Below are 22,206 nucleotides of genomic sequence, written 5' to 3'. Positions count from 1 at the left end.
AGATTGGCGAGTGAGTTCTCTCCAATCTTTTAGTCATTTTTAAGAATAAAGCAACTTGTAAAGTGCTACTGCAGCAATGGCTGCAAGGATTGGTGCGACAGATGGTACCCAAGCATACCACCATCTTGAGCTACCTTTATGTTGTCCTAAAACGGATTTTGGCAAGAAGTGGTGAAGCAAACGTGGACCGAAGTCACGCGCAGGGTTAAGACCTGGGCCAGTTGGACCTCCAAGACTAGCCACAAGAGCCATTACAAGGAAACCAAGCGCCAAGTGAGCAACTGCTTGACCAGCATTAAGGTGAGCACCAAGTTGAACTTTGGCTGTAATATCAGAGGCATCTAAACCTTGAGTGGCAGCAAATTGAGCAACTTCAGCACCAAAATAGTTTTTCGTCATTGAGATAGCTGCAAAGAAAAGAACAAATGAGCCAAAGAACTCATTGATAAAGCCATTGATTTGTGCTCCTTTACGTGTGTCAATAACCTCAGTATCTAGTGAAGAAATTGTTGCAAAAGAACCCAAAATAGGACCTGAAGCCTCAGTAGCTTGGTAATAAGGGCGATAAGCTGCCACAACCACTGCTTGACCAGCAATGGCACCAAGAAGTTGTGCGATAATATAAGGAGCTACTTGAGCCCATGGGAAGTAGCCTGAAACAGCCAAACCAAGTGTGAAAGCTGGGTTAATGTGGTTACCAGAAACATTACCAAACATAAGAGCTGGGATCATAACCCCCATCCCGTAACCAACAGCAATGGTCAACCAACCACTAGCATGTCCTTTAGTTCCTTTTAATTCAACGTTGGCAACAGCACCATTACCGAGAATGATAAGGATAGCTGTTCCAAGAAATTCTGTAAGATATTTTACAGTCCATGTAACATCCATGTTTTTTATAATCCTTTCAAATTAGTGAATTTTTTAGACAACCACCATTCTATCAAGTATAATGAATAAAGTAAAGATAATCCCAAAAATAAAAACGTTTACTTTATGAGGTTTTTTATGAAATATAATCAATTTAGTTATATCCCACCACAACCCAATATTGCCTTAACAGAGCTTCAGTCACTAGGCTTTGAAGTCGGAAACCATGCCAATTTCAGAACTAATCTTGAAAACTTTGTACGTAAAATCCTATCCCTTCGTTTTCGAGATACTGATTACGCTCTCTCAGAAATGATTGCGGACTTTGAAACGGATCTCCTCACCTTCTTTCAATCCAACCAGGAACTCACCGAGGCGCGTTTTTATATGATTGCTCTTCAACTGCTAGAGTTTGTCCCGAATGTTGACTTCATAGATGCTATCACATTTGCTAAAAAAATCACCTTCCCAGTGCCCTTTGATCAGACTGTACTTTCCCTCCACCATCTCCTTGGAACTCGTACCAAGTCTGGAAACTGCTTGATTGACCTATTGATTGCCCAAAACCTGATTCCCGTAACCAATGATTATCATTATTTTAATGGTAAAAGTCTAGCTACTTTTGACACACATGACCTTATTCGTGAGGTCGTTTATGTGGAATCTGGTGTTGACACAGATTTGGACGGTCAAGTTGATCTGGTCAAAGTCTCCATCATTCGACCAAAGACAAGCCATAAATTACCTGTGATGATGACTGCAAGTCCCTACCACCAAGGAGTCAATGAGCCTGCAAGTGATCGCTTAACCCATAAAATGGAAGGGGAACTCCTCAAGAAAGAAAAGGGAAGCATTTCTGTTGAGACCAAAGACATCACTCTTTTAAAATCAGACAATCAGTTACAAGACGTCCAAGAAGTTCAAGAGTCAGAAGAAACCTTCCTCTACCCTAACAGTTATACGCTTAACGACTACATGCTAGCTCGTGGTTTTGCTAATATTTACGTGTCAGGCATCGGTACCATCCAATCTGACGGTTTTATGACGACAGGAGATTATCATCAAGTCCAAGCCTATAAAGCAGTGATTGATTGGCTCAATGGACGAGCTCAAGCCTTTACAAGTCGTGATTGTAAACGCAGTGTTAAAGCTACTTGGACAAACGGAAAAGTCGCTACCACAGGACTTTCTTACCTAGGAACCATGTCAAATGCCCTGGCCACAACGGGTGTCGAAGGGCTTGAAGTTGTCATTGCTGAAGCTGGTATTTCATCTTGGTACAACTACTACCGTGAAAACGGTCTGATTACTAGCCCTGGTGGTTATCCTGGAGAGGACTTAGACACCCTTACAGAATTTACCTATTCGCGCAATCTAGCTGCTGGGGATTATCTGCGTCACAATGCCAAGTATCAAGAACTTCTCAGAGAACAAAGCGCAGCTATTTCCCGCGAAACTGGAGATTACAATCAATTCTGGCATGACCGTAACTATGTCATTCATGCTGACAAGGTTAAGGCGCGTGTGGTTTTTACACACGGTACCCAAGACTGGAATGTTAAACCAATCAACGTTTACAACATGTTCCAGGCCCTGCCCGATAGTGTGTCAAAACACCTTTTCCTCCACCATGGTGCCCATCTCTATATGAATGCCTGGCAATCTATTGACTTTAGGGAATCAATGAACGCCCTACTGAGTCAAGTTATCTTGGGACAAGACAGTGACTTTAATCTCCCAACAGTCATCTGGCAAGATAATACCCAAGAACAAAGCTGGCAGCAATTAGAACATTTTGGAAGCAGTATCTATGAAGAACTCTCTCTAGGAACCACCCAAGATAAGATTCAAAACCACTATGAGGATGATACCTTCAAACGTTATGGCAAGGACTTCAATCGTTTCAAGGCAGATTTGTTTAACGAGAAAGCCAACGCTATCACCATTGATTTGGAACTACCTAAAGACATCCGCCTTAACGGTCGTATCAAGCTCAACCTTAGAGTCAAATCAAGTACTGACAAAGGATTGCTGTCGGCCCAAGTCCTTGAGACTGGCTCTAAAAAATATCTCCAAGCTATTCCCTCTCCTCACGGAAACAGCGTTGACAACGGTCGCTTCTTCCAGATGGAAGCCTTGAGAGAGCTGCCATTTAAGGAAGCTAAACACCGCGTCATCACTAAAGGCCACCTTAATCTCCAAAACCGTAATGATTTGATGACAATTGAAGAGATCACTCCCGATCAATGGATGACTTTCGCGCTAGATCTGCAACCAAGCATTTACCAGCTAAGCTCTGGTGATAAACTACGTCTAGTCCTTTATACTACAGACTTTGAACATACCATTCGGGATAACTCCGATTATCAGCTAACTGTTGATTTGGCAGCATCTCGCATTCTTATCCCATTTGATGCCTAAAAACAATCGAGGCTGGACCTAAGTCCAACCTCGATTTTTAGTTGTATTTATCTTTTATCACATTAAGCTCGTTAACTAAAGGGACAGAAAATGTTTTATCAAATTTGAGAGACCTATGTCCTGCAATCGTTATTTGTTTATGAAGGGAGGCTTTTCAAATGAACCCAGGACACGCTTCTTATCTCTGACGCCTGACAATGTCAATTACTTATGTGCGTGAACAAAGTCAACAGTGAGACCAGTTGAATTACGTACCAACTCTTTCACATCAGGATTTTGAAGGCCTTGTGTGTTGAGGTAGTAAACTGGGTTGTAAAGGGCATTGTCGTAAAGAGCTTTTTCAGCTTCCTTATAGTTCTCAGCGGCAGCTTGTTTATCCATAGCGTTTTCTGTGATGGCAGAATTATAAGCCTTATCGTAATCAGCATTAGAGAACTTACCATAGTTGTAGGCTGCATCAGATGTGAAGAGACCGTAGAAAGTAGATCCTTCTGGGTAGTCACCACCCCATGATACCAGAGCAACTTCAAAGTTTTGATTTTTAGTATCTTCTAAACGTTGTTTGAACGTCACAAATTTCTCTTCAACAGTCAAACCAGGAAGCGCTTCTTCCCATGTGCTCTTGAGATAGTCTACTGCATTTTTCACTGATGGTGAATCAGAATCTGCTGTGACAGTCAAGGTCACTGAATCTTGTCCCAACTCTTTCAAACCTTCTTCAAAGAGTTTTTTAGCTTCATCAGCATCATAAGTATAACCAGGCGCTACAAAATCCGTTAAATCATCACCATTATCAAGTGTCTCAAGACCAGTTGGAACAAGGGCTGTTGCAGCTTTTGAACCTGTGTCGACAGCTGCTTCAACGATACCTTCACGGTCAGTCGCCAAGTTAAGGGCTTTACGGATCTTATCGTTCATCAAAGATTTAACATTACCTGTTTGGTTATAAACGATGTAAGTTGTACGGGCTGTTGGCACATCTACGACGTCTTTATTATTTTTGTTCGAATTGTAGATAGCAGATGTTCCAGAGATATCCGCAAAGTCTAGATCGCCCTGTTTATACATTTGAACGGCTGTATCAGGTTTTTTGATCACATCAACATTGACTGTCTCAGTTTCAACATTTTCAGCGTCCCAATATTCGTCATTCTTAACCAGTTTAAAACCACCATTTGAACCATTCCAACCTTCAACCTTGTAAGGTCCAGAGTAGATCATGTCCTCAGATGTTGTCGCATAATCGTCACCGACTTTTTCTACAAATTCTTTTTTCTGTGGTAAAAAGTTAGAAAAAGCAAGGTAATTCATGAATTGCGGTGCAGGGTTGGTCAAGGTAAAGATAACCTTGTTTCCTTCTGCTTTGACACCAAGCTTGTTGAGGTCTTTTTCCTCTCCACTGTTAATCTTATCCGCATTTTCAAGATGTGCTTCAACTGCTAAATACGCATATTCTGATGCTGTCTTAGGGTCAACAATACGTTGCCATGAGTAAACGAAATCTTCAGCTGTCAACTCACTACCATCTGACCATTTAAGATCATCACGAAGAGTTGCTGTGTAAGTTAATCCGTCTTCAGAAACATCTACTTTTTTAGCCAAGTCAGGACGGGTCCCATTTTTACCATCTAAACGCAACAAGTTACCACCAGAGTTCCCAATAGCAACGTTTGAATATTGGTCTGTATTTTTAGAAATATCCAAAGTTGAAATATCCGTTGGAACATACCAATTAATGGTATCCTTGTCTCCCTCAGCTGATTTTGAAGAACCACCATTACCACAAGCTGCCAAAACTGCCATAGAAGCAAAAGCAACAGCTCCATATCCTAAACGCTTCCACGTAGGTCTTGTTAAAAATGCCATACTTACGACTCCCATTTCTTTATCTTTTTCATTATTAAACAGACGAAATTTTCTAAAAATTTGTCTATGTTAGGTAGTTTAACATAAGTTTTTTTAAAAGGAAATACCTTTTTAGTAATTTTCTGAATTTTATTTCGATTTTATATTTAAAAATCTAAATGTCATATAACTGCATATAAAATGCTTACATGGTTTGTAAAGTGTATAAGAAATGGTTTCAGTTATATATCTACCTATTTTGAACTAATAGTCAAACATGGTATAATAGCAGTTGGACATCTACTAAAACGAATTTTAGTCACGATTGGTCACCATTTAAAAACAAATAGGGCTAAACCCTTGATACGAAAGGAATCTTAAATATCTTATGATGAATATGCAAAACATGATGAAGCAAGCGCAAAAACTCCAAAAGCAAATGGAGAAGAAGCAAGAAGAACTTGCTGCTACTACTTTCACTGGTAAGTCCGCTCAAGACTTAGTTGTGGTTGAGTTTTCAGGCGATAAAAAGTTGACCAACATCTCTTTCGCTGAAGCTGTTGTTGATCCTGAAGATGTGGAAACACTTCAAGACATGACAACGCAAGCTATCAACGATGCCCTCAGTCAAATTGATGCGGCTACGCAAAAAACAATGGGTGCATTCGCTAACAAATTACCATTCTAAACCTCAAAAAAGCCTTCTCCACTTGGAAAAGGCTTTTTTACTGGTCTTACTTGCTTAAACCTCTTTGGCTAACTCCAAGCAGGAGGATTTCACATGACAATGAGGGCAAGTTAGCTTACGTGTTTTTGGGGTGTGGGGAGCCTTAGCAAATGCCCGATAAGTTGGTTGGAAAGTCTTGTGACAAGCAGGACAAAGATAGAAGACCTGTCTTGAAAAGTAATAACTAACCCATGACAAGCCCACAACATAAATGACCCCGACAAACCACGCTAAAGACTTTAACCACGTGATTTGTGGGAACTGTTTGGCTAGGAAGATACTAACAATAAGCATGAAAACGAAAGCAAATGTTGTTGCTAATATTTTCAACTGTAGACGACAGTGTGCTTTTTGGTTTGACATGATGTGTGACATGTCTTGTAAAGTATCAACAGAGTAATCCTCTCGCTTATCCAGCCTGTCAAGCAGATTGACAGCTGTGTCAAGTTTAACTTGTTTCTGGTCAATCTCTTGCTTGAGTTCAGAAATACGGTCTTCCAATAGCAACTGCAAAACTTGGTCCGAGTGCTCTTCGGTTAGGATTTCTTGAATAGCCTTAATGGAAAAATCAAGATCTCTTAGGAAACAAATCCATCTTAGCTTTTCTAAATCCTGGTCCGAATAAAGTCTTCGTCCAACTTCTGTCATATTGCTAGGGAGCAATATCCCACGTTGATCGTAATACTGGACTGTACGAACAGAAACACCAGCTAGCTTAGCCATTTCTCCTGTTGTATAAGTTACAGACATCTCTTCACCTCCTTTAATAGTGATACAGAAAATAACTGACTCTAAGATTTCCCTAGCGGCCGAGCTCTATCCTACTCGTTTCTCTATTAAAGCCTGTTTCTTTATCTGTTCACCTGTATCCTACCACATGACCCAAGGTCATTAGCAAGACCTAACCTAAGATGATTTTTCAGTTTGTTTAAATGCCCTTGACAACTTCGTCAATCAAACAAATCACCTAAAGCAGCAAAAGGATTGTCCCCATGACTTTCCTGCTGCTGGGATAAGTAAGACTTGTTACTATCGAATTCTAAAAATGTTTCATAGACAAGAGCGGTCATGCGCGCATCTTCCAAGCTATCGTGACCTTTTCCCTTAATGCCAAGAAAATCCGCAACCGTCTGTAACTTAAGGTTAGCGATCCCGTTCAAATCACTACTCCTACGTTCAAATGCTTCATCGTACAAATCGACGGCATACTGGGCGGTCAAATCTAGACCATTCTCAGCTAAAATCGGCAAGTCCGACTTATGTGCATTGTAACCAACTAAAGAAGTGCCATTAACGAAGTCTGCAAAATCTGCCAGCACTTGCTCTAATTTGGGTGCATGCGCAATTTTCTCGGACGTAATCCCTGTCAAGCCATTAATAAAACTTTGCAAGGGCACCTCACTATAGACATAACTGTCAAAATGCTCCACTTCCTCATGGTTGACAAACTTAACTGCCGATAACTGAATGATATGGCTGATGTCATTTACTGTATTGAATTCTAAATCAAAGGCTACGTATTGCTCTAGGTTTTTCATCTTTTTCTTTCCTCTATTCTAAAAAAGACCCTTTCGGGTCAATCATTTACTTATTCTTTTTAAACATACGCGCAAAGAGCCCTTTTTTGACGGCTTCTTCATGCTTTTCCTGAATTTCTTGAGCCTCTGTGCGTGCTTGATGAGCCTCTTCTTTGGCTTCCTCAAGTTCCAACTTCAATGTTTCTTTGTCCTGCATAGCCGTCAAGGTCAATTGCTGCTGCTGGTCGATTTGCTTATCCTTTTCCGCAATCTGCACATCCTTCACGCGCATCTGCTCATCTTTAGCCGCAATTTGTGCATCTTTAGCTTTTAACTGCTCATAGAGACGCGTAATTTCTGAATTTTTCTCATCAATCAAGAGTTCCAAAACTTCACGTTGTTTTGTTTCCTCATCAATGGGATCATCTTCAAAAATCGTTTTTTTATAAATTTCTTCCAGTTTAATTAACCCGCTACGATTGACCACCGTCACGCCTTTGTCATTTTTGTCAATATCTTCTTCTGGAAGTGTCTTAATCCGGTTGTTTACCGCTTGACGACTAACGCCTAAAATTTCAGCTAATTCGCTGACTGTCTTTTCAATAGCCATCTTACCCTCTTTTTACTGCTTTTTCTTATAAAGATAGTAACACAAAGGCATTTTGATGTCAATTTGCCTTTTATTACCTTTCCAAAATCATTCTAAGTTATTCTGAACAAGAACTTATGCTAAAATAAGGCTATGACACATTTTGATACAATTATCATTGGTGGAGGTCCTGCTGGTATGATGGCAACCATCTCTAGCGCCTTCCACGGCAAAAAAGCACTCCTTCTAGAAAAAAATCGCCGCCTAGGAAAAAAACTGGCTGGTACTGGCGGAGGACGCTGTAATGTGACCAATAACGGCACCTTAGAAGATCTCATCGAGGGTATTCCGGGTAATGGCCGCTTTCTCTACAGTGTCTTTTCTCAGTTTGACAACCATGACATCATTGCTTTTTTTGAAGACAATGGGGTTAAACTCAAAGAGGAAGACCACGGCCGCATGTTTCCAACAACCGATAAATCTCGAACCATTATCCAAGCTTTAGAAAACAAAATCCTAGAGCTAGGTGGTCAGATTAAAACCCAATGTGAAGTGGTTTCCGTCAAGAAAAAGGACGATCTCTTTATCGTCAAATCCGCCGATACGGCATTTACCTGTGATCAGCTCATTGTGACAACTGGTGGTAAGGCCTATCCTTCAACGGGTTCGACAGGATTTGGCCACGATATTGCTCGCCACTTCAAGCTCGAAGTCACTGAAATCGAAGCCGCTGAAAGCCCACTCTTAACGGATTTTCCACATAAACCACTACAAGGCATTTCTCTAGATGACATCACCCTAAGTTATGATAAGCATGTTATTACGCATGATTTACTCTTTACCCACTTTGGTTTATCTGGTCCAGCTGCCCTACGTATGTCGTCATTCGTTAAAGGTGGTGAAACCCTTTCACTCGATGTTTTTCCCCAAATGACACGTGAAGACATTCAGCAATACCTAGATCAGAACCGTGATAAAGCGATCAAAAATGGGTTAAAGGGACTAATACCAGAACGTCTAGCCGATTTCTTCTCAGAAGGATTTCCCGAAAAAATTAAACAAATGGATCCTAAAGAGACGGAAAGTTTGATTGATAAGCTCAAAGAAACTAAGATTCCAGTCACTGGTAAGATGAATCTGACCAAGTCCTTTGTCACTAAAGGCGGGGTAGACCTTAAAGAAATTAATCCTAAAACCCTCGAGAGCAAGAAAGTTCCAGGCCTTCACTTTGCTGGTGAGGTGCTAGATATTAATGCCCATACAGGTGGCTTTAATATCACATCTGCTCTCTGCTCAGGTTGGGTAGCTGGGGCCCTACACTACTGATCAAATAGAACACTTGTCTTTTAAGAGCGATTAACCAAGTAAGCTCCTTAATCTTGCTTGGTTTTTTGATTGCCTCTATATTAGAATAAATACATAAGCATTCCCTAGCCCCAGTTTATGGCAATCATCTATCTTTAGCCTAGCTAGAAATCCATACAACACCCCAAAATAAGACCTTCGATAGCTCTAGAACAAGGCTTCCAAATCTAACGGTGCCAATTCATGCCTAAGTCAGACACCAGCAACGTCACTCTCAAATAGCAACCTTACTAAACCCTGCTCACCTATCGCCAACACTTTCTGGAATACACCCCAAACTGAAGCATCATCTAACCAAACACCTATGACTGAGTTAATATCGCTACTAGGACAAGCTCGTCATACGGTAAAGATTTTTTAATTGCCTCTTCGTTGACGATTTGATATACTTATATAGTTAACTGGTTAATAACTTTGAAAAGGAGAACTTTTATGGCAAAAAAATCTAAAATAGCTCGTTATGAAAAACAATTAAAACTCATTGAGCAGTACGCTGAACGACGTCGTGAATTAAAAGCTCTAAGTGACTACGAAGCCCTACGCAAATTGCCTCGCGATTCAAATCCAAATCGTTTGAAAAATCGAGATCATATTGATGGACGTCCCCACGCTTATATGCGCAAATTTGGTGTTAGCCGGATCAACTTTCGTCAATTGGCTCACAAAGGTCAACTACCTGGTGTAAAAAAGGCTAGCTGGTAATATTTTACAGCCTTTTGAAATGCCATTTTTATAAAGTAATAAATTCCAGTGAAATGAATCAGCTTTAGCAATAGAATTTTTTTAGAAAAAAGGTGTTGAACAATGTCAACACCTTTTTCTAATCGTTAATTACAATAAGTCTGCTAAAGTCTCTATGTCCTCTTGCGTCGTTGACCAACTAGTAGCAAAACGAACAACTGAATGGTTAGCATCATATTTTTCCCATACACTGACAACCACTGCTTCCTGCAAATGTTTCAGTTGGTTATTTTCTACAATGACGAACTGTTGATTAGTAGGACTTTCCAAATAAAACCGATAGCCCTTAGCTTTCAAGAGTGCCTTTAACTGGTCAGCAAAGACCAAGGCTTCTTTACCTATTCTGACATACAAATCATCTGTAAAAAAGCGATCAAACTGCAGACCAATAAACCGACCCTTGGCTAAAAGTGCACCATGCTGTTTGACAATAGCAGGAAAGTGCTTAGGCATATTTTTTTTAGTGTAAACCAATGCCTCTCCCATAAGGGCACCAAGTTTTGTACCACCGATGTAGAAAACATCACATAGCTCTGCTATGACTGGCAAAGTCACGTCAGTGTCCTTGGCTGCCAATCCGTAGCCCAGGCGCGCCCCATCTAAAAACAAAGGTATCTCGTACTGTCTACAGATCGTTGCCAAGTCTGTTAATTCTGACTTGGTGTAGAGAGTCCCATATTCCGTAGGATGCGTCACATAAACCATGCCAGGAAAAACCATGTGTTCATGCGTTTCATCTTCATAAAAAGCCTCAAGGTAGTCTGCCACATCTCTCGGGATGAGTTTTCCTTCATGGTGTGGGAGTGTGATGACTTTGTGACCAACAAATTCAATCGCTCCCGCTTCATGTGTCGCTATGTGGCCTGTCTCAGCAGAGATGACACCTTCATAAGATTTTAAAAGGCTATCTATCGCAAGCTGATTGGTTTGTGTACCGCCTGCTAGAAACTGAATTTGGGCATCAGGGCAGGCTATAGCTTGCTGAATTTTTGCTGTTGCACGCGCAGTATATTCATCCATACCATAGCCCGACTGACTGATATCATTTGTCTCCAGGATGACTTGTAGCAAGTCTGGGTGAACACCCTTATGATAATCATTTTCAAAATGTAACATGTCTAACCTCACTTTGTTTCGCTACTTTGTATCATATAATCCTTTAAGCCACAGCCCTTAATACCGCCATCAAGATAATACCTGTCAAAACTGCCAGAAGGATATTCTTACTCTTAGCTGCCACCCAAAAAGTAGGCAAAACTGCCAGTATTTCAAGCCAATTGAACTGAGGCAAGTGGCCTCGACGCTCATTAACTAAACTGGATAAGGTCAAGGCAAAAATGATACTTATAGGAAGGTAATTTAAAAAACGAATCAAGCTGTCTGGAAGACCTCTATATTTTATCAAAATAAAGGGTAAAACACGAGGTATCCAAGTAACGATAGCGCCTAAGAAGATACCTGCTAAAATGGTTTCAGTTGTCATTGCTTATCACCCCCACCGTGCAACCTATCAAAGTTGCACCCAAAACAACCATTGCTTCTGAAAGGAAAATCGTTAAGACCAGATAAGAAAGTGTCACAGCAGCCAATAATAAGATTAATGGCGTTCGATTAAGCCAGCGCAACATGCCAGATAATTGACTTTCAAAAATCGACACAAACATAGCCACCAAGGCAAAATCCAAACCTAGCACATAAGGATCAGGGATATAGGAGCCGACCATGGCACCAAGAATAACCGCTAAAATCCAAGTTAGGTAGGCAAGCACATTGTTCCCATGCATCCAAGCTACAGGAATATTTTCTCGTCTCACATTTTCTCCAAGTAGCACACCATAACTCTCATCTGTCAGTAAGGTACCTATAGCTATCCCTTCTCTTAGAGAAATGCCTTTAAAAAGGGTTGTAACATGCAAACTCATCAGTAAATGGCGCAGATTAATCAGGAAAATGGTGATCGCGATCGACACTAAATCCGCATTGGCTAAAGTCAATGCAGCAAATGCAAACTGGGCTGATCCTGCGTAGATAAAAATACTCATCAAGCCCATTTCCCAAGCCGATAAGCCACTACTAGCACCCACAACGCCGCAGGCAATCCCAATCGAAACATAACCAACTGCTGTCGGTAAGGAAGCCTTAGCCCCTTTGAGAAACTCACCTTTTTCCATAGATCTCCTCTTGAAATTTTCAGAATATTCTCTGATTATAACAAAAACACTCCCTGAACTCAAGGAGTGTTTCAGAATGGTTATAAAGTAGGAAAAGTCAAGCTAGGCTTAGCATTTAAGGACATATCGGCATGTCGATCTAAGTCCAGCTCAACCGCAGCCGCTAAAGCAATCATACCGGCATTATCACCACAGAGACGAAGCGGTGGAATCACAACGTTAACATCTGTGATTTCTTGCGCCAGACGTTCTCTCAAACCTTGATTGGCAGCAACCCCGCCGGCAACAACTAAGGTTTCAACAGGATATTTCTCTAAGGCCTTCTTAGTTTTAGCCAACAAAACATCTAAAACTGCTGCTTGAAAAGAGGCACATAGATCCTCTACTAAAAGCGCTTCTTCCTTTTGAGCGGCATTATGGTGAAGGTTAATAAAGGCTGATTTTAAACCAGAAAAAGAAAACTCAAGACTATCGTCATGGAGCATAGCTCTTGGGAAATCATAAGCGTCTTTTCCCTGATGAGCTAGCTGATCAATTTCCCGACCTGCAGGATAGGTCAAGCCCATGACACGACCCACCTTATCATAAGCTTCGCCAACCGCATCATCACGCGTTTCCCCAACAATATGGTAGTCACCAGGCGCCGTCACATAAACTAATTCTGTATGACCACCAGAAACTAACAAAGCTAATAAAGGATAGGTCAGTTGACCTTGCTCACGTGCCGCCATCAAATGCCCTGCCATATGATTAACCGGAACTAGTGGTAAACCGTGAGCCCAGGCAAAGGCCTTGGCAGCTGATAAGCCAACCAATAGCGCACCAACAAGCCCCGGTCCATAAGTGACAGCTACAGCAGATAAGTCTTTAGCTGTAATTCCAGCTTCAACTAAGGCATCGTCGATGCAGGTCGTAATCACCTCTACATGATGACGGCTAGCTACTTCAGGAACCACGCCACCAAATCGTTTATGACTTTCAACTTGGCTAGCGATAATATTACTCAAAAGCTCTGCTTCATTTTTCAAAACAGCCACACTTGTTTCATCACAAGAGCTTTCTATCGCCAGAATAAATCTATCAGACACAATAACTCCTTATTTTTACGTTTTTTAAACCACGATCGGACATCTCTAGCTTATGTTTTGTATCGATTACTTTCAGACATGGGCTGAGACAGCCCTACCAGTCCCTCATGCTTGTCCTTCTCTTTTCATGATAATAGCATCTTCCATAGGATGATGATAATAATTTTTGCGCTGCCCGACAGCTTCAAAGCCAAAGCTCTGATAAAGCTGGCGCGCTCGGATATTTGATGCACGAACCTCTAGAAAAATAGGCTGAGACACAGATGCCAACTGAAGCAGCAACTGCTTAGCCAATCCCTGGCCCTGATAAGCCTTCAAAACAGCAATATTCGTGATTTCTAACTCTCCAAATAGATCTTGAACGGATAAAAAGGCAATAATTCTATCCCCATCGGACAAGAAAAAATAATCGGTATTGTCCTGAGATAAATCATCTACAATCTGTTTTTGAGACCAAGGAGACTGGTCATACACCTCATCTAAGATGGCAAAAATACTAGCCGCTAGAGCGTCTCTATCTATATTAGACCCGCTTGATATAGGCATCTCTAGGACCTTCTTCATGCGTTTTTAGCCAATTTTCTTCAGCTTCTACCTTTTTCAAGTAGTTGGGCAAGAAAGCATCAACGTCAACACTTGGCAAATGCAAGGCCATTTTCCCAATCTCATAAGCCGATGGCAAGCTTGGCTGACAAATAGCTTGAGGCAACGCCTCTAAAATGACTTGCTGAAAGGGCGCCACTTCCCCAACAAAGATCACCTGATCGAAGGCCTTGGCTTTATCGATGATCACCTCAATACTGGCATATGTGTCCTCAGCAAGAGCCTTCCCATTTTGATAAAAACCCACATAAGCATGCTGACGACGTGCATCTATCAAAGGAATCAAGACGGTATCAGTCTTAACAGGCAGTGCTAGGGCTTGCAAACTAGATACACCAACCAGATCTATCCCTAAACTATAGGCCAAGGTCTTAGCTGTCGCTACTGCCACACGTAAACCCGTATAAGATCCTGGCCCCTGAGCAACAACAATCTTTTCCAAATCAGAAGGTTTCCAGCCAACTTGTTGCATCAAAAAATCGACAGTCGGCATCAAACTCGCACTATGGTTCTTTTGAACCGTCAAGGTCATATCTGCCTGCAAATCACTATCCTCTACTAAAGCCACGGATAAGGTCTGATTTGAGGTATCAAACGCTAGAACTTTCATTACAACTTCCTTCGTATCAAACTATTTCTTTATTATAGCATATTTAGAGAGTACCAAGCCTTCTCAAAATTTTTCCGCCAATGTTTTTACTATAGTATCTCTTTGTGGTATAATTTTAGTAATTGTACGATATCACGGTTAATGAATGACACACGCTTCATATAACAAGTCACCCTCATTTAGGGCGTCTTCTTTTGTTGTAGCTTCTTAACCTATTAGAAAGGACATATATGATTTACAAGGTTTTTTATCAAGAAACTAAGGACCGCAGCCCACGTCGTGAGACTACTAAAGTTATCTACGTGGAGATTGATGCCAAAGAAGAGCTCGAAGGGCGTATCAAAGCACGCAAGCTTATTGAAGAGCAAACAACTTATAACATCGAGCACATTGAACTGCTCTCTGACAATCACCTCGAATACGAAAAAGAACATGGTGTTTTTGAATTAACAACATTCTAAACCAAATTAGATAGAAAGGATTGGCACTAAATCAAGTGCCAAAAAACTATGTCAAATATCAATCTAAAACCTGAAGAAGTTGGGGTCTATGCGATTGGTGGTTTAGGAGAAATCGGGAAAAATACTTATGGAATTGAATACCAGGATGAGATTATCATTGTTGATGCTGGTATCAAATTCCCTGAAGATGATTTATTAGGGATTGATTACGTTATCCCTGATTATTCGTATATCGTTGAAAATATTGACCGTGTCAAAGCATTGGTCATCACCCATGGTCACGAAGATCATATCGGTGGTATTCCCTTTTTACTTAAACAAGCCAACATCCCTATCTATGCCGGACCACTAGCACTAGCACTTATCCGCGGCAAATTGGAAGAACACGGTCTCTTACGAGACGCTAAGATGTATGAAATCAATCACAACACAGAATTGACCTTCAAAAACCTTAACGTCACTTTTTTCCGCACAACCCACTCCATTCCAGAACCCTTAGGGATTGTGATCCACACCCCCCAAGGTAAAATCGTCTGTACAGGGGACTTTAAATTCGACTTCACACCTGTTGGTGAGCCTGCAGATTTGCACCGCATGGCAGCACTAGGTGAAGAAGGCGTTCTCTGTCTCCTATCAGACTCCACTAACGCTGAGGTACCTACCTTCACCAACTCTGAAAAAGTTGTTGGGCAATCTATCATGAAGATCATTGAAGGTATCGAAGGGCGCATCATCTTCGCCTCCTTCGCCTCTAACATCTTCCGCCTCCAACAAGCCGCTGAAGCTGCTGTCAAAACAGGGCGCAAGATTGTCGTCTTTGGTCGTTCAATGGAAAAAGCCATTGTCAATGGGGTCGAACTCGGCTATATCAAAGTGCCTAAGGGCACCATTATCGAGCCAAGTGAGATGAAAAACTACCACGCTAGTGAAATCCTCATTATGTGTACCGGTTCTCAAGGGGAACCTATGGCAGCTCTTGCTCGTATCGCCAATGGCATGCACCGTCAAGTAACCTTGCAACCTGGTGATACCGTTATCTTCTCATCTAGCCCAATCCCAGGTAACACCACAAGTGTTAATAAATTGATCAACACGATTCAAGAAGCTGGTGTCGAAGTTATCCATGGTAAAATTAACAATATTCATACCTCCGGTCACGGTGGTCAACAAGAGCAAAAACTCATGCTTCGTTTGATAAAACCTAAGTATTTCATGCCAGTACACGGTGAATACCGCATGCAGAAAGTTCACGCCGGACTGGCTGTTGATACTGGAGTGCCTAAAGACAATATCTTTATCATGGAAAATGGTGACGTCTTAGCCTTAACAAAAGATTCTGCTAGACGCGCCGGACATTTCAATGCTCAAGACATTTATGTTGACGGCAACGGTATTGGCGACATTGGCGCTGCTGTTCTTCGTGATCGTAAAGACCTTTCTGAGGATGGAGTTGTCTTAGCTGTTGCCACGGTTGACTTTAAATCTAAGATGATTCTGGCTGGTCCCGATATTCTTAGCCGAGGCTTCATTTATATGCGAGAATCAGGCGATTTGATCCGTGAAAGCCAACGCATCCTTTTCAATGCTATTCGCATCGCTTTGAAAAATAAAGAGGCTAGCATCCAGTCTGTTAATGGTGCCATTGTCAACGCCTTGCGTCCATTCCTCTACGAGAAAACTGAACGCGAGCCTATTATCATCCCAATGGTACTCACACCTGATAAAGAGCACAATGTTTCTAAATAAACTCAATCAGTTAGCCCAGCTAGCTGATTTTTTGCTAGCCAAAAAAGCCAGACAATAGTCCAGCTTCAACTTGAACAAGGGCTTTTGGAAAATGACCTAATAGTATCATCCTCGTCACTCGCAAAAATTAATATTTTATTTCCTTGATAGAGCCATTTTCCAAGAAATTAATCTATTAATTAAGCATTTGGATAGATATAGGTCACATAACCAGGCGTACCACTGGCTAGTGGATTAAACCAGCCACGATAATTACCAATAGATTGACTACCATTGTAGTTAGCCTCCATAACTTGAATATTGCCGTTGGCATCTATATCTGTCACATAAGCTACATGACCATAGCCGCCATCCGTCCAAACAATCAAGGCACCCACTTGAGGAGTCGTCCCAGTAGCAAATCCAGCTGCAGCGGCGCTAGCTGCCCAATCACCACCATTTCCCCAATTATTACCTGCCCACGGCGCCAGTGTTTTAGCTCCCCAAGTACATTGACCGACTGGGTAGCTATTTCCCACTGAAGAAACCGTTGACGTTGAAGTTTGATAAGGCCATGTCTCTTGATAGCCATAGGAGGAGGAAATATAAGTATTATAAGCCGTGTTATAGTTATAACTATACTGATATGGTGTCGTGTACTGATCAGCATTCGCAGTATTAGTATGAGCTAGGCTGGCAATCGATACCGTTGCAAGTCCTAAAGTTGCCATAAATGTTTTTGTTTTCATAAGATATCATTCCTTTCGTCTAATGTGACTTCACCATGATACCCCAGAAATATAACAAACGATTAACAAAAAAATAACAACTATAGTCAAATGAATTAACTTTCAGACAAGGAACTGAGACGCGGACAGTACTTGAGTAAGGCAAGTCGAAAGTGACGATGTATCAAAGTTAATTCAAAAGACTATATCTCATCGCAATTGCAAATAAGCTTTCTTTAAGATTATTGAAAGATTTCCTTAAGGAAAGTCTAGGCACCTAGTCACCTTGCTCACAAATACTTGATAAACTGATACTTAGTAACTCCCTGCATAGGAACATTCTCCAAGCTAGCATAGATCTGATAGCCATTCTTTAAATAAAATTCCTTGGCCTGGTAGGATTTCGTCGATAGGGTAATGCTAGTCACTCCGTTCTGCCTCGCTGCTTCTTCTAACTCTAGCAACAACTGACTTCCCAGTCCTTTCCCCTGTGCCGCTTTGGCTACCACTAAACTCTTGATATGGACGGTTTCAATGGATTGTATTGCCTGTAAAACAGCAAGAAGATTACCACCTTCTTCCTTAGTCAAAAGGTATTCCTTAGTGACTAATTTGGACATAGCATCACGACCAAAGGTCTCTTCAAATTGCTCGTCAAACACACGTTTGACAAATTCTTCTTCTCTCATAGGAGCTCCTCATTGAAAAAGAAGCCTTACGGCTCCTTCTTAATATAAATCTAAATAATTTTCAATTTCCCATTGTGACACAAATGTAGCATAACTTGCCCATTCAAGACGTTTTGCTTCCACAAAGTTCATGGTAATGTGCTCGCCCAGAGCAGTCTTAACCACATCATCTTCTTGAAGCGCTTTGATAGCATTATGCAAGGTTGATGGTAGATCCGTAATACCTGCTGCCTTACGCTCCTCAGCTGACATAACATAGATATTTGACTCTACTGGAGCTGGTGCATCAATTTTATTTTCAATACCATCTAGACCACACTCTAGTAAAACAGCCATTGCCAAGTATGGGTTAGCTGTTGGATCCACCGAACGCAACTCTAGTCGTGTTCCCATACCACGCGATGCCGGAACGCGGATAAGCGGTGAACGATTACGCCCAGCCCAAGCAATATAAACAGGGGCTTCATAGCCTGGAACCAAACGTTTATAAGAGTTAACAGTTGAATTCATAATAGCTGTATAATTGTAAGCATGCTTCATCAAACCCCCAAGGAAGTGATAAGCTGTTTCTGACAGTTGCATACCATTTTTATCTTCTGGATCAAAGAAAGCATTATTGCCGTTTTTATCAAAGAGTGACATATTACAATGCATCCCTGAACCATTTATACCAAATTTAGGTTTAGCCATAAAAGTCGCATACAAACCATGTTTACGGGCAATCGTTTTAACAACTAACTTGAAGATTTGAATATTATCACAAGCTTCTAACACATCACCATATTTGAAATCAATTTCATGTTGTCCAACAGCAACTTCATGGTGGCTAGCTTCAACCTCAAATCCCATTTGTGTTAACACGTTAACAATTTCACGGCGTGTATTATCCGCCAAGTCAGTAGGAGCTAAATCGAAATAGCCACCTTTATCATTAACATCTAGTGTTGGTTCACCTTTTTCATCTAATTTAAAAAGGAAAAATTCTGGTTCTGGTCCTAAATTAAATGATTTAAAACCAACTTTTTCCATATGTTTAAGCGAACGCTTTAAATTACCACGTGGGTCTCCAGCGAAAGGCTCTCCTTCCGGGGTGTAAATATCACAAATAAGACCGGCAACAGCACCATTTTCATCTCCCCAAGGAAAAACTGTCCAAGTATTTAAATCAGGGTAGAGGTACATGTCTGACTCATTGATACGGACAAATCCTTCGATGGAAGAACCATCAAACATGGCTTTATTTGAAAGCACTTTATCCACTTGTTCATCAGTTGCAGGAATTTCAACGTTTTTCATCGTTCCCAAGATGTCCGTAAACATCAAGCGCAAAAATGTCACATTTTTTTCTTTGATATCTTTTTTGATATCGGCCACTGTGAATGTCATTACTATCTCCTTTTAGGGGCTTTTCAGTGTTATTGACGTGTAATACCCGTAGGTAAACCGGTAAAGTGTGTCGAAGGATGATGAAATCCTCCTTGATTAAGAAGTTCATCATGAAGGATGCGACGAACATCGGCATCTGTTAAAGGTTTTTGCTTAACCCGTTTAGCCTCTTGGCGTTCGGCATATTCATGTTTAATCGCAGCAATATTAAGCCCTTCATCGATAAAGTCCTTGATCTCCAGCAAACGATCCATATCGTTCAAAGAATACATTCTTCGATTTCCTGGTGTTCGTTCTGGTGCAATTAAACCTTGATCTTCATAATAGCGAATCTGTCGTGCTGTTAAGTCAGTCAATTTCATAACCGTCCCAATTGGAAAAACAGCCATTGTGCGTCTCAGTTCTTTTCCTTTCATGTGCCCTCCTTTCTCATATATTATATTCTGAAAATTCAAACCTGTCAATAGTATATGTTAGTTTTTCTGACATAGAAATGAAAAAGAAGTCATTTTGCTTCTGACTTCTTCTCATTATAAACGTTTTCGGCATAAAATAAGCCATTACTAAAATCAATGCCGTGATTTTGCCAACCAATCCCTCATCTTGTTCACGTCCGTATTAACCACAATAGCAACAAACACACCAACAAAAGTCTCCCCTACTCTAGCCAAGGCATAAAGAATGGAATCTCCCGCCGGAACAGATAAAGCAATGATCAACATCGTTGCAACTCCACTAATGACACCTGAGGTATTATTAAAAGAGACATTGGTCATAATCGTTAACATCGTAAATATGGGAATAAAAATAAGCGTCACTAAAAAATGATGGGCAAAAAAATCACTCAAAATGAAATAAAGCAAGGCATATAATCCACCAATCGAATTACTGAGGACGCGCGAGGAACCAAAATGAACGCTCTGCCCAAAATCTTCCCTTAAGCTAAAGACCGCCGATAAGGCAGCAATCTGAATGCCATCTCTGCCCACTAAGCCAAATAGCAATATAACGAAAAAAACAGCAAGGCCAGACTTAAGGGTCCGCATCCCTAATTTAAATTTCTTGGGGTCAAATCGATATCTCTTAAACATATTACTATTCTAACATGATTTAGCAGAAATGTTTATCAAACACCTGAAAAGATTGCGACAAATGGAAGTGGACTCAACACTATTCAAAGACAAAACAGACTATCAAAAAAACGACGGTCACCCGTCGTTTGAGTTATTAGCTTATTTTTCTGTAAGGGCATCAAGTCCTGGCAATACTTTACCTTCAAGCAATTCCATTGATGCACCGCCACCAGTAGAAATCCATGAGAATTTCTCTGCACGGCCAAGGTTGATAGCTGCAGCAGCTGAGTCACCACCACCGATGATTGATTTAACACTTGGTTGTTTCACGATAGCGTCCATCACACCGATTGTACCAGCTTGAAAGTCAGGGTTTTCAAAGACACCCATAGGACCATTCCATACAACTGTTTTAGCACCTTCAAGAGCTTCTTCAAATTTAGCGATTGATTTAGGACCGATGTCAAGACCAAGGAATCCTTCAGAAACGGCTTCACCTTCTGTATCACGTACTTCAGTGTAATCTGCAAATGCATTCGCTTCTTTTGAATCAACTGGCAAGATCAACTTACCGTTTGATTTTTCAAGCAATTCTTTAGCGACATCAAGTTTGTCTTCTTCTACAAGTGAGTTACCGATTTCGATACCTTGCGCTTTGTAGAATGTGTAAGTCATCCCACCACCGATAAGAACTTTGTCAGCTTTATCAAGAAGGTTTTCGATAACACCAATCTTGTCAGATACTTTTGAACCACCAAGGATAGCTACGAAAGGACGTTCTGGTGTTTCAACAGCTTCTTGGATGTAAGCAATTTCGTTTTCAAGAAGGTAACCAGCAACGGCTTTATCAACGTTAGCTGAGATACCTACGTTTGATGCGTGTGCACGGTGAGCTGTACCAAAAGCATCGTTAACGAAGATACCATCACCAAGTGATGCCCAGTATTTACCAAGTTCAGGATCATTTTTAGATTCTTTCTTACCATCAACATCTTCAAAACGAGTGTTTTCAACAAGAAGAACTTGTCCATCTTCAAGAGCGTTAATTGCCTCTTCCAATTCGCTACCTCTAGTAACACCTGGGAAAGCAACGTCTTGTCCAAGTTTTTCAGCAAGTGCTTTAGCAACTGGTGCTAATGATTTACCCTCTTTGTCTGCTTCTTCTTTGACACGTCCAAGGTGAGAGAAAAGGATTGCACGTCCACCTTCTTCAACAATGTGTTTGATTGTTGGAAGAGCTGCTGTGATACGGTTATCATTTGTGATAACGCCATCTTTCAAAGGCACATTAAAGTCCACACGGACAAGGACTTTTTTACCTTTCAACTCAACATCTTTAAGCGTTAATTTAGCCATTAGTAAGACTCCTTATTAATTTTTTACAAAAACTATTATACCATATTTATTCCCAGAAACCTAAGATATGAAAGGAATAAATTAATTATTTCACATTTTTTCAAAGAAGATCTTCTCTTTTCATTTTAGAAATAATATGAGCTAAACCTTTTTAATCGTGTCAAAAACGAGAAACAACCAACATTGTATTTTGGTAAGCAAAAAAGAGAAGAATAGTCTTCCCATATCCTAAGTGGAAAGG

General features: G+C 40.9%; 23 protein-coding genes. 6 read left to right on the top strand and 17 right to left on the bottom strand.

The features are described 5' to 3' along the window. Nucleotides 1-39: 39 nt before the first annotated feature. Nucleotides 40-891 (bottom strand): aquaglyceroporin Gla, encoded by an 852-nt coding sequence (gla, locus tag G574_RS0102085; protein WP_029690751.1) that lies wholly within the window; start codon nt 889-891, stop codon nt 40-42. Between the two features lie 117 nt (nt 892-1,008). Here gla and G574_RS0102080 point away from each other — a divergent pair, with 117 nt between their 5' ends. Next, nucleotides 1,009-3,291, top strand: coding sequence for a Xaa-Pro dipeptidyl-peptidase (locus G574_RS0102080; protein ID WP_029690750.1), 2,283 nt, complete (start codon nt 1,009-1,011; stop codon nt 3,289-3,291). A gap of 204 nt (nt 3,292-3,495) precedes the next feature. On the opposite strand, the gene G574_RS0102075 is transcribed toward G574_RS0102080, so the two are convergent. Further along, on the bottom strand, nt 3,496-5,157 hold the full coding sequence (locus tag G574_RS0102075; protein ID WP_029690749.1) for a peptide ABC transporter substrate-binding protein: 1,662 nt from the start codon (nt 5,155-5,157) through the stop codon (nt 3,496-3,498). Nucleotides 5,158-5,524: 367 nt separating this feature from the next. Here G574_RS0102075 and G574_RS0102070 point away from each other — a divergent pair, with 367 nt between their 5' ends. Beyond that, entirely contained in the window at nt 5,525-5,824 is a 300-nt protein-coding gene (locus G574_RS0102070) for a YbaB/EbfC family nucleoid-associated protein (protein ID WP_029690748.1), read from the top strand. Nucleotides 5,825-5,878: 54 nt separating this feature from the next. On the opposite strand, the gene G574_RS0102065 is transcribed toward G574_RS0102070, so the two are convergent. The 3 genes from G574_RS0102065 to G574_RS0102055 form a co-directional block, all read right to left on the bottom strand. Continuing rightward, complete coding sequence (locus tag G574_RS0102065; RefSeq protein WP_029690747.1) at nt 5,879-6,613, bottom strand: MerR family transcriptional regulator; 735 nt, start codon at nt 6,611-6,613, stop codon at nt 5,879-5,881. Between the two features lie 200 nt (nt 6,614-6,813). Beyond that, complete coding sequence (locus G574_RS0102060) at nt 6,814-7,401, bottom strand: 3'-5' exonuclease (RefSeq protein ID WP_029690746.1); 588 nt, start codon at nt 7,399-7,401, stop codon at nt 6,814-6,816. 46 nt (nt 7,402-7,447) lie between these two features. After that, nucleotides 7,448-7,990, bottom strand: coding sequence for a DUF536 domain-containing protein (locus G574_RS0102055; RefSeq protein WP_029690745.1), 543 nt, complete (start codon nt 7,988-7,990; stop codon nt 7,448-7,450). 132 nt (nt 7,991-8,122) lie between these two features. On the opposite strand from G574_RS0102055, the gene aao reads away from it, so the two are divergent. Next, nucleotides 8,123-9,295 carry an aminoacetone oxidase gene (gene aao / locus G574_RS0102050; protein WP_029690744.1) on the top strand — a complete coding sequence of 391 codons (1,173 nt, stop codon included), beginning with the start codon at nt 8,123-8,125 and terminating at the stop codon, nt 9,293-9,295. A 471-nt stretch (nt 9,296-9,766) separates the two neighbouring features. Further along, a complete protein-coding gene (gene rpsN / locus G574_RS0102045) occupies nt 9,767-10,036 on the top strand; it encodes a 30S ribosomal protein S14 (protein WP_029690743.1) in 270 nt (89 codons plus the stop codon). A gap of 129 nt (nt 10,037-10,165) precedes the next feature. Here the strand turns inward: rpsN and G574_RS0102040 are convergent, their stop codons facing one another. The 6 genes from G574_RS0102040 to tsaB all read right to left on the bottom strand — a co-directional run bounded on the left by G574_RS0102040 (nt 10,166) and on the right by tsaB (nt 14,547). Then, on the bottom strand, nt 10,166-11,191 hold the full coding sequence (locus tag G574_RS0102040; RefSeq protein ID WP_029690742.1) for a threonine aldolase family protein: 1,026 nt from the start codon (nt 11,189-11,191) through the stop codon (nt 10,166-10,168). Between the two features lie 43 nt (nt 11,192-11,234). Then, nucleotides 11,235-11,558: an AzlD domain-containing protein gene (locus tag G574_RS0102035; protein ID WP_029690741.1), complete on the bottom strand. Its 324-nt coding sequence runs from the start codon at nt 11,556-11,558 to the stop codon at nt 11,235-11,237. Further along, a complete protein-coding gene (locus G574_RS0102030; protein WP_029690740.1) occupies nt 11,548-12,246 on the bottom strand; it encodes an AzlC family ABC transporter permease in 699 nt (232 codons plus the stop codon). The genes G574_RS0102035 and G574_RS0102030 overlap by 11 nt, the downstream gene beginning before the upstream one ends. A gap of 80 nt (nt 12,247-12,326) precedes the next feature. Next, complete coding sequence (gene tsaD / locus G574_RS0102025) at nt 12,327-13,334, bottom strand: tRNA (adenosine(37)-N6)-threonylcarbamoyltransferase complex transferase subunit TsaD (RefSeq protein ID WP_029690739.1); 1,008 nt, start codon at nt 13,332-13,334, stop codon at nt 12,327-12,329. A gap of 105 nt (nt 13,335-13,439) precedes the next feature. Further along, complete coding sequence (rimI, locus tag G574_RS0102020; RefSeq protein ID WP_084677564.1) at nt 13,440-13,880, bottom strand: ribosomal protein S18-alanine N-acetyltransferase; 441 nt, start codon at nt 13,878-13,880, stop codon at nt 13,440-13,442. Continuing rightward, nucleotides 13,858-14,547, bottom strand: coding sequence for a tRNA (adenosine(37)-N6)-threonylcarbamoyltransferase complex dimerization subunit type 1 TsaB (gene tsaB, locus G574_RS0102015; RefSeq protein ID WP_029690737.1), 690 nt, complete (start codon nt 14,545-14,547; stop codon nt 13,858-13,860). Before tsaB ends, rimI begins: the two co-directional genes overlap by 23 nt. 230 nt (nt 14,548-14,777) lie before the next feature. On the opposite strand from tsaB, the gene G574_RS0102010 reads away from it, so the two are divergent. Next, nucleotides 14,778-15,008, top strand: coding sequence for a DNA-dependent RNA polymerase subunit epsilon (locus G574_RS0102010; RefSeq protein WP_029690736.1), 231 nt, complete (start codon nt 14,778-14,780; stop codon nt 15,006-15,008). A 48-nt stretch (nt 15,009-15,056) separates the two neighbouring features. Further along, nucleotides 15,057-16,754 (top strand): ribonuclease J1, encoded by a 1,698-nt coding sequence (gene rnjA / locus G574_RS0102005; protein ID WP_029690735.1) that lies wholly within the window; start codon nt 15,057-15,059, stop codon nt 16,752-16,754. Nucleotides 16,755-16,933: 179 nt separating this feature from the next. On the opposite strand, the gene G574_RS11880 is transcribed toward rnjA, so the two are convergent. The 6 genes from G574_RS11880 to G574_RS0101975 all read right to left on the bottom strand — a co-directional run bounded on the left by G574_RS11880 (nt 16,934) and on the right by G574_RS0101975 (nt 21,965). Next, nucleotides 16,934-17,482: a CHAP domain-containing protein gene (locus G574_RS11880; RefSeq protein ID WP_029690734.1), complete on the bottom strand. Its 549-nt coding sequence runs from the start codon at nt 17,480-17,482 to the stop codon at nt 16,934-16,936. A 269-nt stretch (nt 17,483-17,751) separates the two neighbouring features. Further along, nucleotides 17,752-18,150: a GNAT family N-acetyltransferase gene (locus tag G574_RS0101995; RefSeq protein ID WP_029690733.1), complete on the bottom strand. Its 399-nt coding sequence runs from the start codon at nt 18,148-18,150 to the stop codon at nt 17,752-17,754. A gap of 39 nt (nt 18,151-18,189) precedes the next feature. Next, entirely contained in the window at nt 18,190-19,536 is a 1,347-nt protein-coding gene (glnA, locus tag G574_RS0101990; protein ID WP_029690732.1) for a type I glutamate--ammonia ligase, read from the bottom strand. A gap of 29 nt (nt 19,537-19,565) precedes the next feature. Then, a complete protein-coding gene (locus G574_RS0101985; RefSeq protein ID WP_017769412.1) occupies nt 19,566-19,952 on the bottom strand; it encodes a MerR family transcriptional regulator in 387 nt (128 codons plus the stop codon). A 153-nt stretch (nt 19,953-20,105) separates the two neighbouring features. After that, nucleotides 20,106-20,627, bottom strand: coding sequence for an FUSC family protein (locus tag G574_RS0101980; RefSeq protein WP_029690731.1), 522 nt, complete (start codon nt 20,625-20,627; stop codon nt 20,106-20,108). 141 nt (nt 20,628-20,768) lie between these two features. Further along, a complete protein-coding gene (locus G574_RS0101975) occupies nt 20,769-21,965 on the bottom strand; it encodes a phosphoglycerate kinase (protein ID WP_029690730.1) in 1,197 nt (398 codons plus the stop codon). Between the last annotated feature and the right edge of the window lie 241 nt (nt 21,966-22,206).

The organism is Streptococcus hyovaginalis DSM 12219 (genome assembly GCF_000420785.1).
Lineage (GTDB): Bacteria > Bacillota > Bacilli > Lactobacillales > Streptococcaceae > Streptococcus > Streptococcus hyovaginalis.
This window is presented reverse-complemented; position numbering and strand designations above follow the sequence as displayed.

Bases quoted from the DNA above. Each gene is read 5' to 3' on its own strand.
- G574_RS0101980 (WP_029690731.1), bottom strand. From the start codon at position 20,627: ATGTTTAAGAGATATCGATTTGACCCCAAGAAATTTAAATTAGGGATG.
- G574_RS0102040 (WP_029690742.1), bottom strand. From the start codon at position 11,191: ATGTTACATTTTGAAAATGATTATCATAAGGGTGTTCACCCAGACTTG.
- G574_RS0102075 (WP_029690749.1), bottom strand. From the start codon at position 5,157: ATGGCATTTTTAACAAGACCTACGTGGAAGCGTTTAGGATATGGAGCT.
- G574_RS0102035 (WP_029690741.1), bottom strand. From the start codon at position 11,558: ATGACAACTGAAACCATTTTAGCAGGTATCTTCTTAGGCGCTATCGTT.
- G574_RS0101995 (WP_029690733.1), bottom strand. From the start codon at position 18,150: ATGAGAGAAGAAGAATTTGTCAAACGTGTGTTTGACGAGCAATTTGAA.
- G574_RS11880 (WP_029690734.1), bottom strand. From the start codon at position 17,482: ATGAAAACAAAAACATTTATGGCAACTTTAGGACTTGCAACGGTATCG.
- G574_RS0102070 (WP_029690748.1), top strand. From the start codon at position 5,525: ATGATGAATATGCAAAACATGATGAAGCAAGCGCAAAAACTCCAAAAG.
- G574_RS0102060 (WP_029690746.1), bottom strand. From the start codon at position 7,401: ATGAAAAACCTAGAGCAATACGTAGCCTTTGATTTAGAATTCAATACA.
- G574_RS0102065 (WP_029690747.1), bottom strand. From the start codon at position 6,613: ATGTCTGTAACTTATACAACAGGAGAAATGGCTAAGCTAGCTGGTGTT.
- G574_RS0102080 (WP_029690750.1), top strand. From the start codon at position 1,009: ATGAAATATAATCAATTTAGTTATATCCCACCACAACCCAATATTGCC.
- G574_RS0102010 (WP_029690736.1), top strand. From the start codon at position 14,778: ATGATTTACAAGGTTTTTTATCAAGAAACTAAGGACCGCAGCCCACGT.
- G574_RS0102030 (WP_029690740.1), bottom strand. From the start codon at position 12,246: ATGGAAAAAGGTGAGTTTCTCAAAGGGGCTAAGGCTTCCTTACCGACA.
- G574_RS0102055 (WP_029690745.1), bottom strand. From the start codon at position 7,990: ATGGCTATTGAAAAGACAGTCAGCGAATTAGCTGAAATTTTAGGCGTT.
- G574_RS0101975 (WP_029690730.1), bottom strand. From the start codon at position 21,965: ATGGCTAAATTAACGCTTAAAGATGTTGAGTTGAAAGGTAAAAAAGTC.
- rpsN (WP_029690743.1), top strand. From the start codon at position 9,767: ATGGCAAAAAAATCTAAAATAGCTCGTTATGAAAAACAATTAAAACTC.
- rimI (WP_084677564.1), bottom strand. From the start codon at position 13,880: ATGCCTATATCAAGCGGGTCTAATATAGATAGAGACGCTCTAGCGGCT.
- rnjA (WP_029690735.1), top strand. From the start codon at position 15,057: ATGTCAAATATCAATCTAAAACCTGAAGAAGTTGGGGTCTATGCGATT.
- tsaB (WP_029690737.1), bottom strand. From the start codon at position 14,547: ATGAAAGTTCTAGCGTTTGATACCTCAAATCAGACCTTATCCGTGGCT.
- aao (WP_029690744.1), top strand. From the start codon at position 8,123: ATGACACATTTTGATACAATTATCATTGGTGGAGGTCCTGCTGGTATG.
- gla (WP_029690751.1), bottom strand. From the start codon at position 891: ATGGATGTTACATGGACTGTAAAATATCTTACAGAATTTCTTGGAACA.
- G574_RS0101985 (WP_017769412.1), bottom strand. From the start codon at position 19,952: ATGAAAGGAAAAGAACTGAGACGCACAATGGCTGTTTTTCCAATTGGG.
- glnA (WP_029690732.1), bottom strand. From the start codon at position 19,536: ATGACATTCACAGTGGCCGATATCAAAAAAGATATCAAAGAAAAAAAT.